Origin of the sequence: Arthrobacter sp. SRS-W-1-2016 (assembly GCF_002009585.1) — a bacterium.
GTDB lineage: Bacteria > Actinomycetota > Actinomycetes > Actinomycetales > Micrococcaceae > Arthrobacter > Arthrobacter bambusae_A.
The window spans coordinates 1-13,099 of record NZ_MTPV01000053.1 but is presented as its reverse complement, the minus strand read 5'-3'; the positions used below and the strand labels follow the sequence as shown (position 1 = coordinate 13,099).

Annotated in this window: 13 protein-coding genes; 7 read left to right on the top strand and 6 right to left on the bottom strand. The window is 63.9% G+C overall.

Annotated features, from left to right (window positions below):
* Window positions 1-6: 6 nt before the first annotated feature.
* Complete coding sequence (locus BMF89_RS13200; RefSeq protein ID WP_078107567.1) at window positions 7-618, bottom strand: DUF1992 domain-containing protein; 612 nt, start codon at window positions 616-618, stop codon at window positions 7-9.
* Window positions 619-777: 159 nt separating this feature from the next.
* Here BMF89_RS13200 and BMF89_RS13195 point away from each other — a divergent pair, with 159 nt between their 5' ends.
* Window positions 778-1,029 (top strand): DUF2630 family protein, encoded by a 252-nt coding sequence (locus BMF89_RS13195; RefSeq protein ID WP_078107566.1) that lies wholly within the window; start codon window positions 778-780, stop codon window positions 1,027-1,029.
* 53 nt (window positions 1,030-1,082) lie between these two features.
* Here BMF89_RS13195 and BMF89_RS13190 read toward each other — a convergent pair whose 3' ends face one another.
* The 4 genes from BMF89_RS13190 to BMF89_RS13175 form a co-directional block, all read right to left on the bottom strand.
* Window positions 1,083-1,982, bottom strand: coding sequence for an NAD(P)-dependent oxidoreductase (locus BMF89_RS13190; RefSeq protein ID WP_078107565.1), 900 nt, complete (start codon window positions 1,980-1,982; stop codon window positions 1,083-1,085).
* A gap of 3 nt (window positions 1,983-1,985) precedes the next feature.
* On the bottom strand, window positions 1,986-3,905 hold the full coding sequence (locus BMF89_RS13185; protein WP_078107564.1) for a TRAP transporter large permease subunit: 1,920 nt from the start codon (window positions 3,903-3,905) through the stop codon (window positions 1,986-1,988).
* Window positions 3,906-3,997: 92 nt separating this feature from the next.
* Window positions 3,998-5,035, bottom strand: coding sequence for a DctP family TRAP transporter solute-binding subunit (locus tag BMF89_RS13180; RefSeq protein ID WP_078107563.1), 1,038 nt, complete (start codon window positions 5,033-5,035; stop codon window positions 3,998-4,000).
* A 58-nt stretch (window positions 5,036-5,093) separates the two neighbouring features.
* Window positions 5,094-6,449, bottom strand: a complete 1,356-nt coding sequence (locus BMF89_RS13175) for a Gfo/Idh/MocA family oxidoreductase (protein ID WP_078107562.1) — start codon at window positions 6,447-6,449, stop codon at window positions 5,094-5,096.
* Between the two features lie 239 nt (window positions 6,450-6,688).
* Here BMF89_RS13175 and BMF89_RS13170 point away from each other — a divergent pair, with 239 nt between their 5' ends.
* Together BMF89_RS13170 and BMF89_RS13165 are read left to right on the top strand one after the other, a co-directional pair.
* Complete coding sequence (locus tag BMF89_RS13170) at window positions 6,689-7,723, top strand: LacI family DNA-binding transcriptional regulator (protein WP_078107561.1); 1,035 nt, start codon at window positions 6,689-6,691, stop codon at window positions 7,721-7,723.
* A 9-nt stretch (window positions 7,724-7,732) separates the two neighbouring features.
* Window positions 7,733-8,044 carry a putative quinol monooxygenase gene (locus BMF89_RS13165; RefSeq protein WP_078107560.1) on the top strand — a complete coding sequence of 104 codons (312 nt, stop codon included), beginning with the start codon at window positions 7,733-7,735 and terminating at the stop codon, window positions 8,042-8,044.
* 58 nt (window positions 8,045-8,102) lie between these two features.
* Here BMF89_RS13165 and BMF89_RS13160 read toward each other — a convergent pair whose 3' ends face one another.
* Entirely contained in the window at window positions 8,103-8,882 is a 780-nt protein-coding gene (locus tag BMF89_RS13160) for an SDR family NAD(P)-dependent oxidoreductase (RefSeq protein WP_078107598.1), read from the bottom strand.
* A gap of 81 nt (window positions 8,883-8,963) precedes the next feature.
* On the opposite strand from BMF89_RS13160, the gene BMF89_RS13155 reads away from it, so the two are divergent.
* From BMF89_RS13155 to BMF89_RS13140, 4 genes are all read left to right on the top strand, one after another.
* Complete coding sequence (locus BMF89_RS13155) at window positions 8,964-9,581, top strand: TetR family transcriptional regulator (protein ID WP_078107559.1); 618 nt, start codon at window positions 8,964-8,966, stop codon at window positions 9,579-9,581.
* Between the two features lie 19 nt (window positions 9,582-9,600).
* Window positions 9,601-10,074: an NUDIX domain-containing protein gene (locus BMF89_RS13150; protein WP_078107558.1), complete on the top strand. Its 474-nt coding sequence runs from the start codon at window positions 9,601-9,603 to the stop codon at window positions 10,072-10,074.
* A 116-nt stretch (window positions 10,075-10,190) separates the two neighbouring features.
* Complete coding sequence (locus BMF89_RS13145; protein ID WP_078107557.1) at window positions 10,191-10,550, top strand: VOC family protein; 360 nt, start codon at window positions 10,191-10,193, stop codon at window positions 10,548-10,550.
* Between the two features lie 58 nt (window positions 10,551-10,608).
* The gene (locus BMF89_RS13140; protein ID WP_078107556.1) at window positions 10,609-12,999 is read left to right on the top strand and encodes an excinuclease ABC subunit UvrA; all 2,391 of its coding nucleotides are present in this window, start codon (window positions 10,609-10,611) and stop codon (window positions 12,997-12,999) included.
* Window positions 13,000-13,099 lie beyond the last annotated feature (100 nt).

The following is a 13,099-nucleotide window of genomic DNA, read 5'->3' as shown; positions in this document are numbered from 1 at the left end:
CCCGACCTACCCCGATCCGTTCCAGATCCGGCGCCACCACGGCCGCTTGCCCGCAAGTTCCTGGTTCACGGATTCCCGGGCCGCGGTTGCCTCGGCAGCCGCCGCCCGGCGCTCGCGCCAGCGTTCCAGCTCGACGCCGACGTCGCGGGTTTTCGTGATCACCGGCGGCCCGCCCTGGAGCTGACGGCGCGCGTCAATGACCCGGGCGTTGAAGTCCTCCACCAGATCGCGCACCTGCTTTTCCGAGTAAAGCGCATCGAGCTTCGCATCCAGTTCGGCATCCTCCGTCCGGAGGAGAATGGCCTTCGGGCCAAGGCCACTGAGATGCTCGCGCTGAATGAGGCCTTTGACCCACCAATCGGGATCGTAGCGCTCCCCCAGCCCGGGGATCGGTTTGCCTGCGTACTTCAGGTTGTCGAACTTCCCTTGCGCCATGGCGTCGCGGATCAGGTATTCAACCCGCGCGGCGTCATCCACCTTCTTGCGCTTCTGCCGCTCTTCTTCTTCGGCGGCTTCCAGTTCGGCTTCTTCTTCGGCCGTCATGCCGGTCGCGCGGACGTTCCGCAGCTCCATGGCTCGCTCCAGCCGGCGCTTGAATGCACTGCTTTCGCCGTTCACGGCTAATCACCGCCTTCGCTTGCGGAAATCTTGAATCTGCGTCCTAGTATTCCGCAAACCGAAGACCTCCGGCATGGCTCTGGCGAACACGGGCTCTGTTCATGCCCGGCGCACCTTACTAACCTGACTGGTAACGGCTAGTTCAGGAAGAGGGTCACCATGGACGAACAGGGTATTCTGCACCGCATCCAATCGCTGGTGGAGGAGGAACGGGAGCTCCGGGAGAAGGCAGAGGCGGCTCCGCCGGGTCCAGCCCATGCGCCGGACCGCGCAAGACTGGAGCGTATTGAACAGGACCTGGATCAATGCTGGGACCTCCTGCGGCAACGGCGGGCCAAGAGGCAGTACGGGGAGAACCCGAACGAGGCCAAGCCACGGCCCCCAAAACAGGTGGAGGGCTACGTCGGCTGAAGCCGCAGGAAACGCGAGACGACGACGGCGGGACGCTCCCGCCGTCGTCCTGGCTAGGCACGAATGCTGAGATAGATGCCCGTATGGTCCAGCCCGCCAAGTCCTTGCGAGATCATCGTTTGAAATGCGCTGCGGACGCTCCTGGAAACCGGAAGATCGAGTCCGGACTCTGCCGCGATTTCCGCGATGAAGGTCAAGTCCTTCAGCTGGTTCTTGGCGGATCCGCCGCCATCAAAATCCGCCTCGATCCAGCGTTGGCCTTTTTGTCGAAGTACTTCGGAGTTGGCCAGGCCACCGGCAAGTATTTCTTGGACATGCCCCAGATCGAGCCCGGAGGCCTCGGCTAGCGCCATGGCCTCCGAGAGTGCCGTTACTGTTGCGGCCACCACGATTTGGTTGCAGGCTTTGGCGATGGAGCCTGCGCCCGTACTCCCGAACCGCAAAACGGTGGCACCGTAGAGCTCGAAAAGCGGTTTGAGGCGCTCCACGACCTCACTTGGGCCGCCAACCATGATGCTGAGCCGGCCCTCTTCGGCGCCGATGGTACCGCCACTGAGCGGGGCGTCAATGACGGTTACTCCATGGAGCTGCCGGCATGTTGCGGCGAACGCCGCGACAGCGACGGGCGATACCGTGCCGTGGACCACCAGGACCGGGTTGTCTATCCGGTTGGCTTTCCACCCGGCAAGGAGCCCGGCTGGTCCGTTTAGTAGCTGCTCGACTTGGGGAAGGTCGGGAAGGACGGTCAGCACCACCTCGCTGGCTGCTTCCGCCGGGGAATCGGTGGGCTGCCCTCCGTGGATCGCTTTGGCCTTGTGGGCCGTCCGGTTCCAGAGTTTCAGCGGTACGCCGGCAGCGATGAGGTTCCGGGCAATGGGTGCACCCATCGGTCCGGTACCCAGCAGGGCCACCGACGAGGGAACGGGTGTCTCAGCGTTGGTTATCTGTGCCATGGCCTAGAACGGGATCAGTCCGGCGAGGGCGGGCAGGAAGGTACTGAACCACGGCACCGCCGCGAGCACCAGAAGTCCGACGAAAAGGGCCAGCAAGTACGGCCAGAAGTGTTTGAGGCTGTTTTCCACGGTTTCCCGGGCGGTGGCACACGCGACGTAGAAGCCGACGCCGGCCGGAGGGGCGAACGAGCCTATGCCCATGGAGATAATGAGCACCATGGCGTACTGCACGGGGTTGACGCCGAAGTCGGTGGCGATTGGCAGCAGCAACGGGGCGAAGATCAGCACGGCGGGAAGTCCCTCCAGGAGCTGGCCCATGATGACGAGCAGGATCACGGTGAACAGCATGAAGAGGACCGGGGAATCCCCGAGGCTGGACATGAGGTCGTGGATCTGCTGCGAGACACCGGCGAGGGCAAGGGTCTGGGCGAGCGGAGAGGCGGCAGCGATGATGAAGAGCACCATGCCCGCCGTCGTCGTGGTTTCCCGTAGCGTGTCCCCGAGCAGCCGCTTGCTGCCCCGGCGGTAGGCCGCGGCGAGGACGAACGCGTAGGCGACGGCGACGGAGGAAACTTCCGTCGGCGTCGCGAATCCGGTCAGGATCCCGGCGACCATGCCGACGGGCAGGAGGAGAGTGGGAAGCGCGAAGAATGTGGCCGAACCGCGTGCCCGCCAGCTTGCCTTGGGGCTGGCTACTCCGCCTTGTTTGCGTGCCCGCAGGAACACGAGCGCCATGACTACGAGCGCCAGGAATGCGGCGGGCACAAAACCGGCAAGGAACAGCGTGGTGGTCGAAATCGTGGTGATGGAGCCAAGGACGAGAAGCACGATACTGGGCGGGATGGTTTCACCCATGATGGCAGACGCCGACAGTACGGCGACAACCTCACCGCGCGGATATTTGCGCTCTTCGAGCATGCCCCGCATCGTGGTGCCGACGGCCGCGACGTCAGCAACTTTGGACCCCGAAATGCCGGAGAAAATGTACATGGTCACGACGACCACCTGGAGCAGCCCCCCGCGCAGGTGCCCGATAAGGGCGTCGACAAGCTTGGCCAACGGCAGCGTAAGCCCTGCGGAGTTCATGACTGTGCCGGCGAGGATGAAGAAGGGGATCGCCAACAGCACGAATCCCTTCGCGCCCGAGGCCATGCCGATCGGGATAGCGCTGACCTCGGAAATCCCTCCGAGGTAAAGGTAAATCCCGGAGCCAAGGGCAAGCACGAACGCGATCGGAAGTCCGAGGAACAGCAGGATGAACAGAACCGCAAGCACGGTGCCAAGGAGGACGTTCGGCGAGGCATAGTAAAAGAGCGGGGGCGCCAAAAGCACGACGACGACCAGTGCTGCCGCGATGCCCGCGGCTACCAGCACGGCCCGCTTTTGCTGCCGCCAAAGCTTGACGAGCGCGAACCAGGCGATGAGGACCATGCCCAGCGAAAACGGCATGGAGACCCAGAACACGGGGAGCTGGAGGATGGGGGTCTTTTCCTCGATTTGCTGGACGAGCGTGGGAACGAAAAGCACGAAGGCGCCCGCGCTCATCACGAAGACGAGCCAGTCCACCAGGGCGGCCAGATAGGGCTTCCATGCGGCGGGGAGGCGCATGATGAGGGCCTGGACGGACATGTGGGCGCCCTTGGGATACGCGATTGCCCCGCCCATGAACGCGATAGTCAGGAGTGCTATCTCGGAGACTTCCTGGGTCCATAGAACCGAATCACCCGTGATGACGCGGACGGTGATGTTCAGAAGGATGACGACGAGCTCGGCCAGGATTGCGGCGCCCACGATCCACTCCAAGGTCCGGTCCAGCCATTTCGCGCCGCTCCAACCCGAAGCGACGTGGCCCGCGTGCAGGATCTCTTCGGCATCGGGCGGGAGGGCCTCTTCCAGGTCGCGGGGGGCGAGGGTGTGTTCCATTGTGTCCAGACTTTCGACATTGAGAGCGGAATTGGTGTGCGGGCGGAGTGGGCTGTGGTGGGAGCCCGGGAGGGCTCCCACCCGTTGATGGATTACTTAGCGGGAGTGAAGGCGACCGCTTGGTCGAAGAAGTCCTTGCCAATGAGCTTCGAGAAATCCGGGTACAAGCTCTTGGAGACGGCCTTGAATTCTTCGATGCTGGAAGGGCTCAGCTCGTTCGCTTTCATGCCCTTTGCGGTCAGCTCGTCCAACTGCTTCTTGGCCTGATCCGTGTCGTAGGTGGTTTTGAACGAGGCGGTTTCCGTCGACGCATCGGTGAGCGCTTTTTGCTGGTCCGCGCTGAGTGTCCCCCACTTCTTCGACGACAGGGCAAGTACCCAGGCGTCGTTGATGTGGTTGGTCAGCGACACATACTTCTGTACTTCCGAGAACTTGTTGGTCCACGGCACCTCGATCGGATTCTCCTGGCCATCGATGGTGCCCGTCTGCAGGCCTGTGAAGACCTCGGAGAAGGCCATGGTGGTGGGACTCGCGCCGAGCTTGCCGAAGAAGTCCGTCCACAAGGTATTGCCCGGTACGCGGATCTTCAGTCCTTTGAGGTCCGAAGGCTGCGTAATGGGACGGACGGAGTTGGTGATTTCACGGCCTGTCCTGGTGAGGAAGCTCAGCGCCACGGTGTCCTTTTTAGCGAGCTTGTCCTTCAGGTCCTGGCCGGGTTTGCCTGCCAGGAACGCTGCCTCTTCGGTGGTGTCCTTGAAGAGGTAGGGAATGCTAATCGCGTTCATTTCGGGCACCACCGAGGCGTAGACCGAGGTTGAAAGGATCAGGGCATCCAACGAACCACCCTGGAGTCGGGTGACGGCAGCGTTCTGGTCGCCGCTGAAGCTGGTCCCGTTGGGAACGACGGTCACCACCACCGATCCGTTGGAGGTCTTCTTCACCTGGTCCGCGAAGTGCTGGGCAGACACGCCTACTGAGGAGGTGAGCGGATCAGGAATCGACAATTGGATCTTGGCGACGGGTGCGGCCTGGCCGCCGCCAGACGCGCCGGCGGCGGCACATCCGGCAAGGGCAGTTGCAGCCAGGCTGCAGGCGAGCACTCCGGTGATGGCGCGGGACTTGGTATTCATGCGATGCCTTTCTTCATTGGAAGGATGCGATCCGGATGACGGAAGCAAGGGTGTTGAGTCAGGCGCCCACGGGGGCGGCCTGCGCGATGAACGCTTCGGTTTCGCGGCGCAGCTCAAGCGCCTGGGACAGCGAGTCATCAATGATGACGTCGTCCCAGCCGACGATCGCTCCCTTGGCGACGTCGTTGCGGAGTTCCACGTGGTGGGCCAGGGCCACGGGCAGGGCCCCGGTAGCCACCGAGTGCTTGGCAGAAACCAGCTTGCCCCACACCGTGAATCCGCCTTCGCCGTCGAGGAACTCGCCGGCTTTGAGGTCCTTCTTCGCGGTGGCGACCACGTCGCCGAAGAAGCCGACGGGCGCGCCCGTCGCAATGCCCCGGAGCGCCGCATTAGCGATCGATACGTTCAGTTCGAGCCCGACGTAGTGGTACGGGCGGTACAGGGCTGCGTACTGGCCGGTGGGGTCCGGGTGCCAGGGATATTCGTTGAAGCAGCCGGAAACGTACGCGTTTGTTGCCTTGACGACGACGAAGACGCCTTCCTGCGTGTTGTGGCTGATCCAGCTGCCATCACGGTTCACGCTGGACATGACGTCCACGCTGCCTTCATGGGTGAGCGAGCCCCCGACGTCGTTTGGCCGGCAGATCGTGGCGATCTCCTCGACGTTGCCAGGCGTGAAGCTGAGCCCAGCGTCCGACGGTTCCAGGCCCGCACCGTTGGCGACGGCAGCCATCTCAATTGCCGCCTTCGTGCCGTCCCGGAACGAGGTGTGCATGTACGGGTTGAGCTGCCCGGAGTCCGTGAGCTCCTTCGAGAATTCCCAGTTCTCCCAGACGTTGTCCGGGTTCATCTCGTGGTAGTGCTCCAGGTACTTGGCACCCTTGCCAGCGCAGACCACATCGAAACCGGAGGTGCGCGCCCAGTCGACGAGCTCCATGATGAGGGCCGGCTGGTCGCCGTAGGCCATCGAATACACGACGCCGGCCGCTTCTGCACGCTTGGCCAGAGCCGGCCCCGCCAGCGCGTCGGCCTCAACGGTCACCATGATGATGTGCTTCCCGGAGTCGATGGCCGCCAGGGCGTGCTTGATTCCCACGATCGGGTTGCCTGTGGCCTCCACGATCACATCGATGTCCACGTCGAACAGTTCGTCCGCGTTGGCCACAATTGCCGTGGTGCGGTCCTTGAGCGCCGTAGCAATGTCGGGAGCGATCTGCTCGGCCGGCCATTCGACCAGGGCAAAAGCACCTTCTGCACGCTTCACATTAATGTCGGCGATGGCCACCACGTGGATGCCGGGAATGTTGTTCGACTGCGCCAGGTACATGGTGCCGTAACGTCCAGCGCCAATGAGGCCGACCCTGATCGGACGGCCTTCTTGCTCGCGGTCGACAAGGAGTTTGTGAAGGTTCACTGGAGTCTCTCTTCATAGGAGTGCGATGCGAAGGAAACCTGGCCGCATGGGCGGAGGGACAACTTCTTTGTCGCGTTGGGTGTGAAAACCATCCGGAGTGGAACCGGTTCCACTTTTGTACCACCCGGTGCTAAGCTGTGTCAACGACTCCACGCCAAGCGCCTTCATGTAGATGACGGCGGGCCGCGAGGAGCCGAACCATAAGACTTATGCCCAATCGATTCCCTCAAGGAGGAGCGGTGAAGAAGGCCCCGACCATTCGCGATGTCGCGGCGACCGCGGGCGTTTCCGTCTCCGTGGTGTCCCGGGTGCTGAACCCGGAGTCGGGACCCGTGGCGCCGACCAAGCGGCAGGACGTCCTCAGGGTGATCGACGAACTGGGGTACCGTCCCCGGGCCGCAGCCCGCGAACTGAGCGCAGGACACGCGCTCACCATTGGCCTGGTGGTCACCGACCTGTCCAACCCATTCTTTGCACGCCTCGCGGACCGCATCGTCTGGGAGGCCCGCAGCCACGGGATCCAAGTGGTGTTGATGACGACCCAGGAGGATCCGCACCTGGAAGCTGAATCCCTGGACACACTCCTCGACCGTTCCGTCAGCGGGGTCATAGCAACTCCCACTGGAGGAAACATCGAAAAGTGGGCGCGCCTGCAGGACCTGGGAGTGAATGTGGTGTTCGTTGACCGCACCATCGACGAACTCACCGATGTGGACGTCGTCAGCATCGAAAATTTTGACTCCGCCAAGCGCTCCACGGAGTACCTCATTGGCCTCGGACATGCGCGGATAGCCCTGGTGACAGGTCCGCGCAGCACGTCGACGGGACGGGCAAGAATCAATGGCTACCGGGCCGCGCACGAGGACGCGTCTCTCGCCGTCGATCCGCTCCTGATCCGAGATGTGCCGTTCCGTGGCGACTCGGGCGGGGACGCCGTCGGCTCCCTCCTCGCCATGCCCCAGCCACCAACTGGCCTCATCGTGGCCAACACCGCCCAGGTGCAAAGCTCGGTCAGGCGGCTGGTCCAAGTCGGCATCCGAATCCCGGAGGAACTCTCCGTGATCGTCTTCGATGACAATCCTTGGACCGAACTCATGTCACCGCCGCTCAGTGTGATCAGGCAGCCCTTGGACATGCTCGCAGTACACTCCCTCGAGCTGGTGCTAGGCAGGATGCAGGGCAAACTGCCAGACGGCCCTCGCCTCATTGAAGTCAAGGCAGATTTCCTGGCCCGCAACAGCTGCGCGCCTCTCGCCCAAACCACTATTCACTAAGGAGAACCCATGCCCGTCGTCGTCACCGCCACGTTTACCCCCAAGGAAGGATCGTTCGACCAGGTCGTCGCAGCCTTGTCCCCTGCCATCGCGGAAGTCCACCAGGAGCCCGGCTGCCTGCTATACGCCATCCACGACTCACCGAACGGCCAGATCCTCATGATCGAGAAGTGGGAGTCCGCCGAACTTCTCGACGCCCACGGCGACGGCGAACCGGTCAAAAGGCTTAATGCAGCCCTCGACGGTCTTCTCCAGCGTCCAGTCGAGGTATTGCGCCACGAGCCGATCCCTGCAGGAAATCCGGTTCAGGGTACGCTCTAGCATCGCGAGACGACGACGGCGGGACGCACCCCGCCGTCGTCCTGCTTTGAGATGCGCCCTACAGCGCCGACCAGCCGCCGTCGGATGCGAGGATGGCGCCGTTGACATTGGTGCCGTCGTCGCTGAGCAGGAAGGTAATGGAGGCTGCCAACTGCGCGGCTGTCGCAGGGTTGGGGACAGTAGCCTGCATAAGCGGGCCGAGGCGCTCGGCGGCCAATTGCGATCCCCACACCGCCTCGATGTTCGTAATGGTGGGCCCAGGGGCAACGGCGTTGAAGCGGAGCCCCTTCGGCCCGTACATCACGGCCGAGTTCTTGGTCAGGCCGACAACAGCATGCTTCGACGCCGTATAGGTGGCGCCGGCGGCGGAGCCGCGCAGCCCCGCCTCGGAAGCGACGTTGACCACGGAACCCGTGCCGGCCTCCAGCATCAGGGGCACCACTGCGCGCGTCAGGCGCATCAGTGCGGTGACGTTGACCCGGAAAACGCGCTCCCACATGGCGTCGTCCACTTCGTGGATCGGGGCGAAGTTATCCATGATGCCGGCGATGTTGGCGAGGGCGTCCACACGTCCGCCGGCAGCAACGACGACCCCCGCAACGGTCTCCTCGGTTGAAATGTCGCCGGCCACGGGCACGAGGTCCAGGCCGCTGTTTTTCTCCACCAAGGCGTCCAGGCGCTCCTTGCTGATGTCGGCGGCGATGACCCTGCCGCCTTCCTTCGCGACGCGCAGGGCCGTGGCCTGGCCGATGCCTGAGCCTGCCCCTGTGACGATCACCGTCTTTCCGGCAAAACGGCCATTGATGGCGGCTTCCTGCCATGCATTTTCGTTGCCCATATCGCTCCTCCCGAAGGTGTTGGTGGTTTCCATCCACTTTATGACACTCCATGTCATTATGTAAGAGTGGATACTGGAGAGATGCCCTCAGACCATACGAAGCCCGTCATCGGGCGCTCCACCGGACGCCCGGCGACGATTGATCCGGACGCCGTGGCCGGCGTCGCGCTCCGGCTTTTTGCCGAGAACGGCTACGAGCGAACGTCAATGGAGGACATCGCTCGAGAGGCGGGAATCGGGCGGAAGAGCCTGTATCGCTACTTTCCAAGCAAGGCTGACCTTGTGTGGGGCGGCATGGAACCGGTGGTGGAAGCCTCGGGCCGAGTGCTGGAGGCTGCTCGCACAGCGGAGCCGTCCGACGGCGGCATCCTCGCCGGACTGCAGGCGGCCGCCGTCGCCGGGGTTTCGGCGCTCCCGGACCTTACCGTGACGCGCGGGCGCCTGCGCCTGATCGCAGAGCACCCGGAGCTGGCGAGCAGGAGCTACGATGCCCTGGCCCCACAACGGGACCGGGCACGCCTTTACCTCGTTTCGCAGGGCGTCAGCGAAAGCGCGGCGCGCTACCTGTGCGCCGCCTATCTCGGTGCGACCTTCGAGGCATGGATGCAGTGGGCCGCCAGCACGGATGCGGATCCGGGGCCTTACTTGGTAGAGGCCCTGGGCGTGCTTCGGGTCCCGGCAGTCCGACCCGGCGGCTAACCTATGCCTGGGAGGGCAAATGACAGTTCGAAGCGCGGGCATTTTGTTGTACCGCCTGAGTTCCACTGCGGAATTGGAAGTGTGGATAGCCCACATGGGCGGCCCGTTCTGGGCCCATAAGGATGCACGCGCGTGGTCGATTCCCAAGGGCGAATACCTAGAGGACGAAGATCCCCTGGTGGCTGCCAAGCGTGAATTCGCCGAGGAGATGGGCACTCCCCCGCCCGACGTCGACTATCACCAGCTGGGCGTCTTCCGCCAACCGTCAGGCAAACTCGTGGCGGCTTTCACGGCGGAGTCGGACTTCGACCCAGAGCGAATCGTGAGCAACACCTTCGAGCTGGAATGGCCCAAAGGATCAGGCGTCATTCGGAGCTACCCGGAGATTGACGACGCCATCTGGGCCACGGAGGCCGTTGCCCGCACCAAACTGGTAGGCGGCCAGGTGCCGATCCTCGACGCGCTGATCCGGCACCTCGGGAGCGAGGCCTGAGCCTGCTCCCAGACCGGTCAGGAATGGAGAAGCGGCACTTTCGGGCCGCGCCTAGAATGGCGGTCATGGACAACCGTCCTCGCCAGCTTCGTCCTCTAACGACTCCAGGAGTGATCATGAGCGACTCTTCCAACGAGGGAATCAAGACCGTGCTGCATCCCGTATCCGACCTCGCCGCGGCCAAGGCGGTGTACACCGCGTTGCTCGGGACACCGCCGCAGGCCGACGGACCGTATTACGTCGGCTTCGACGTCGCGGGCCAGCACATCGGGCTCGTTCCGGGAGGCGGCCCGCAGGCCATGACCTCGCCCGTCGCCTACTGGCACGTCTCGGACATCGAGGCGAAGCTGGCAGAGGTAACCGCCGCCGGCGCTACCCTGAAGGACGCACCCCGCGACGTCGGAGGCGGCCGCTTGGTGGCCACCGTCACCGACCCGGACGGCAACGTCCTCGGGCTGCTTCAAGATCCTCAATAGCCAACCGGCCTTGCCGACGAAGAGCGAAGACGGCCCCCGCGTACCAGATGGAGACACGATGAGCACGGCCACGAGCACCGACACGCAGTCGCCTGAGCTGCATACTGCCGACACCCACGATCTGATTCGCGTGCAGGGCGCGCGGGAGAACAACCTCAAGGACATCAGCATCGAGCTGCCGAAGCGTCGGTTGACGGTGTTCACGGGTGTCTCCGGCTCGGGCAAGAGTTCACTCGTGTTCGCCACGATCGCCGCGGAGTCGCAGCGCATGATCAACGAGACGTACAGCACCTTCGTGCAAGGGTTCATGCCGACCATGTCGCGGCCGGATGTGGACCTGCTCGAAGGACTCACGACGGCGATCATCGTCGATCAGGAGCGGATGGGCGCGAACACCCGTTCCACCGTCGGTACCGCCACCGATGCGAACACCATGCTGCGCATGCTCTTCAGCCGTCTTGGCCAGCCGCACATCGGATCGCCCCAGGCGTTCTCGTTCAACGTCGCCTCGGTTTCCGGCGCGGGCGCGGTCACCTTCGAGCGCGGCGGTACGACGACGAAGGAGCGGCGGAGTTTCAGCATCACCGGCGGCATGTGTCCGCGCTGCGAAGGTCGGGGCTCGGTCACCGACTTCGACCTCACCGCACTGTACGACGCCAGCAAGTCGCTCTCGGAGGGCGCCCTCACGATTCCCGGCTACAGCATGGACGGCTGGTACGGCCGCATCTTCGGCGGCTCCGGCTTCTTCGACATGGACAAGCCGATCAGCAAGTACACGAAGAAGGAACTCCACGACCTCCTCCACAAGGAGCCCACCAAGATCAAGGTCGAGGGAATCAACCTCACTTACGAAGGCCTGATCCCGAAGATCCAGAAGTCCATGCTCTCCAAGGACCCGGAGGGAATGCAGCCGCACATCCGCGCCTTCGTGGAGCGGGCGATCACCTTCACCACCTGTCCCGATTGCGATGGCACCCGGCTCACCGAAGCCGCCCGCTCGTCCAAGATCAAGGGAATCAGCATTGCCGACGCATGCTCGATGCAGATCAGCGACCTTGCCGAATGGGCGCGCGGCCTCGACGAACCCTCAGTGGCACCGCTCCTCAAGGGGCTGCGGCACCTCCTCGACTCGTTCGCTGAGATCGGGCTCGGCTATCTCTCGCTCGACAGGCCCGCAGGTACGCTCTCCGGCGGTGAAGCGCAACGCACCAAGATGATCCGGCACCTGGGCTCCTCGCTCACGGACGTCACCTACGTCTTCGACGAGCCCACCATCGGCCTTCACCCGCACGACATCCAGCGCATGAACAAGCTGCTGCTGCAATTGCGGGACAAGGGCAATACCGTGCTCGTCGTGGAGCACAAACCGGAGGCGATCGCGATCGCCGACCACGTCGTCGACCTCGGTCCCGGCGCCGGCACCGCCGGCGGCGAAGTGGTCTTCGAAGGTACCCTCGAAGGGCTGCGGTCGAGCGGCACCCTGACCGGGCGCCACCTTGAGGATCGCTCAACCCTCAAGCAAGCGGTGCGGACAGCCGCCGGTGCAGTGGAGATCCGCGGCGCCACCGAGAACAACCTGCGCGGCGTCGACATCGACATTCCGCTTGGGGTCCTGGTTGTGGTCACGGGCGTCGCAGGTTCAGGGAAGAGTTCGCTGATCCATGGCTCGTTGTCCAAGCGGGACGGCGTCGTTTCCATTGATCAAGGGGCGATCAAGGGCTCGCGACGGAGCAATCCAGCGACGTACACGGGACTGCTCGAGCCCATCCGCAAGGCGTTCGCGAAGGCCAATGGCGTGAAGCCTGCGCTGTTCAGCGCGAATTCCGAGGGGGCATGCCCCACCTGCAACGGCGCGGGCGTTATCTACACGGATCTCGGGTTCATGGACACCGTCGCCACTCCGTGCGAGGAATGCGAAGGCAAGAGGTTCCAGGCATCGGTGCTGGAGTACCGCCTCGGCGGCCGCAACATCGCTGAAGTGTTGGCGATGTCGGTGAAAGAGGCGGAGGAGTTCTTCTCTGCCGGCGAATCAAGGATCCCGGCAGCCCACGCGATCCTCCAGCGCCTGGCCGACGTCGGACTCGGATACCTCAGCCTCGGCCAGCCTCTCACCACCCTTTCCGGCGGCGAGCGGCAGCGGATCAAGCTGGCCACCCACATGGGCGAAAAGGGCGGCATGCTGGTTCTCGACGAGCCCACCTCGGGCTTGCACCTCGCCGACGTCGAACAGCTGCTTGGCTTGCTGGACCGGCTCGTGGACTCCGGGAAGTCGGTCATCGTCATCGAGCACCACCAGGCTGTCATGGCGCATGCCGACTGGATCATCGACCTCGGACCGGGCGCCGGTCACGACGGCGGACGGATCATTTTCGAGGGCACGCCTGCCGATCTCGTCGCAGCCCGCTCGACCCTCACCGGCGAGCACCTGGCGGCTTACGTCGGACAATGAACTATCGGGACGGCTGTCCCGGAGCGCTGAAGCTGCGGGTGATGCCGCCCAGGGTGGCGGTGGCGAGGGTCGAGAGGTAGTCGTGCCGGCGTCGGGCGGT

Excerpts from the sequence above, each read along its gene's own strand:
- BMF89_RS13195 (WP_078107566.1), top strand. The coding sequence starts at position 778 with ATGGACGAACAGGGTATTCTGCACCGCATCCAATCGCTGGTGGAGGAG.
- BMF89_RS13145 (WP_078107557.1), top strand. The coding sequence starts at position 10,191 with ATGAGCGACTCTTCCAACGAGGGAATCAAGACCGTGCTGCATCCCGTA.
- BMF89_RS13180 (WP_078107563.1), bottom strand. The coding sequence starts at position 5,035 with ATGAATACCAAGTCCCGCGCCATCACCGGAGTGCTCGCCTGCAGCCTG.
- BMF89_RS13160 (WP_078107598.1), bottom strand. The coding sequence starts at position 8,882 with ATGGGCAACGAAAATGCATGGCAGGAAGCCGCCATCAATGGCCGTTTT.
- BMF89_RS13165 (WP_078107560.1), top strand. The coding sequence starts at position 7,733 with ATGCCCGTCGTCGTCACCGCCACGTTTACCCCCAAGGAAGGATCGTTC.
- BMF89_RS13185 (WP_078107564.1), bottom strand. The coding sequence starts at position 3,905 with ATGGAACACACCCTCGCCCCCCGCGACCTGGAAGAGGCCCTCCCGCCC.
- BMF89_RS13155 (WP_078107559.1), top strand. The coding sequence starts at position 8,964 with ATGCCCTCAGACCATACGAAGCCCGTCATCGGGCGCTCCACCGGACGC.
- BMF89_RS13140 (WP_078107556.1), top strand. The coding sequence starts at position 10,609 with ATGAGCACGGCCACGAGCACCGACACGCAGTCGCCTGAGCTGCATACT.
- BMF89_RS13150 (WP_078107558.1), top strand. The coding sequence starts at position 9,601 with ATGACAGTTCGAAGCGCGGGCATTTTGTTGTACCGCCTGAGTTCCACT.
- BMF89_RS13190 (WP_078107565.1), bottom strand. The coding sequence starts at position 1,982 with ATGGCACAGATAACCAACGCTGAGACACCCGTTCCCTCGTCGGTGGCC.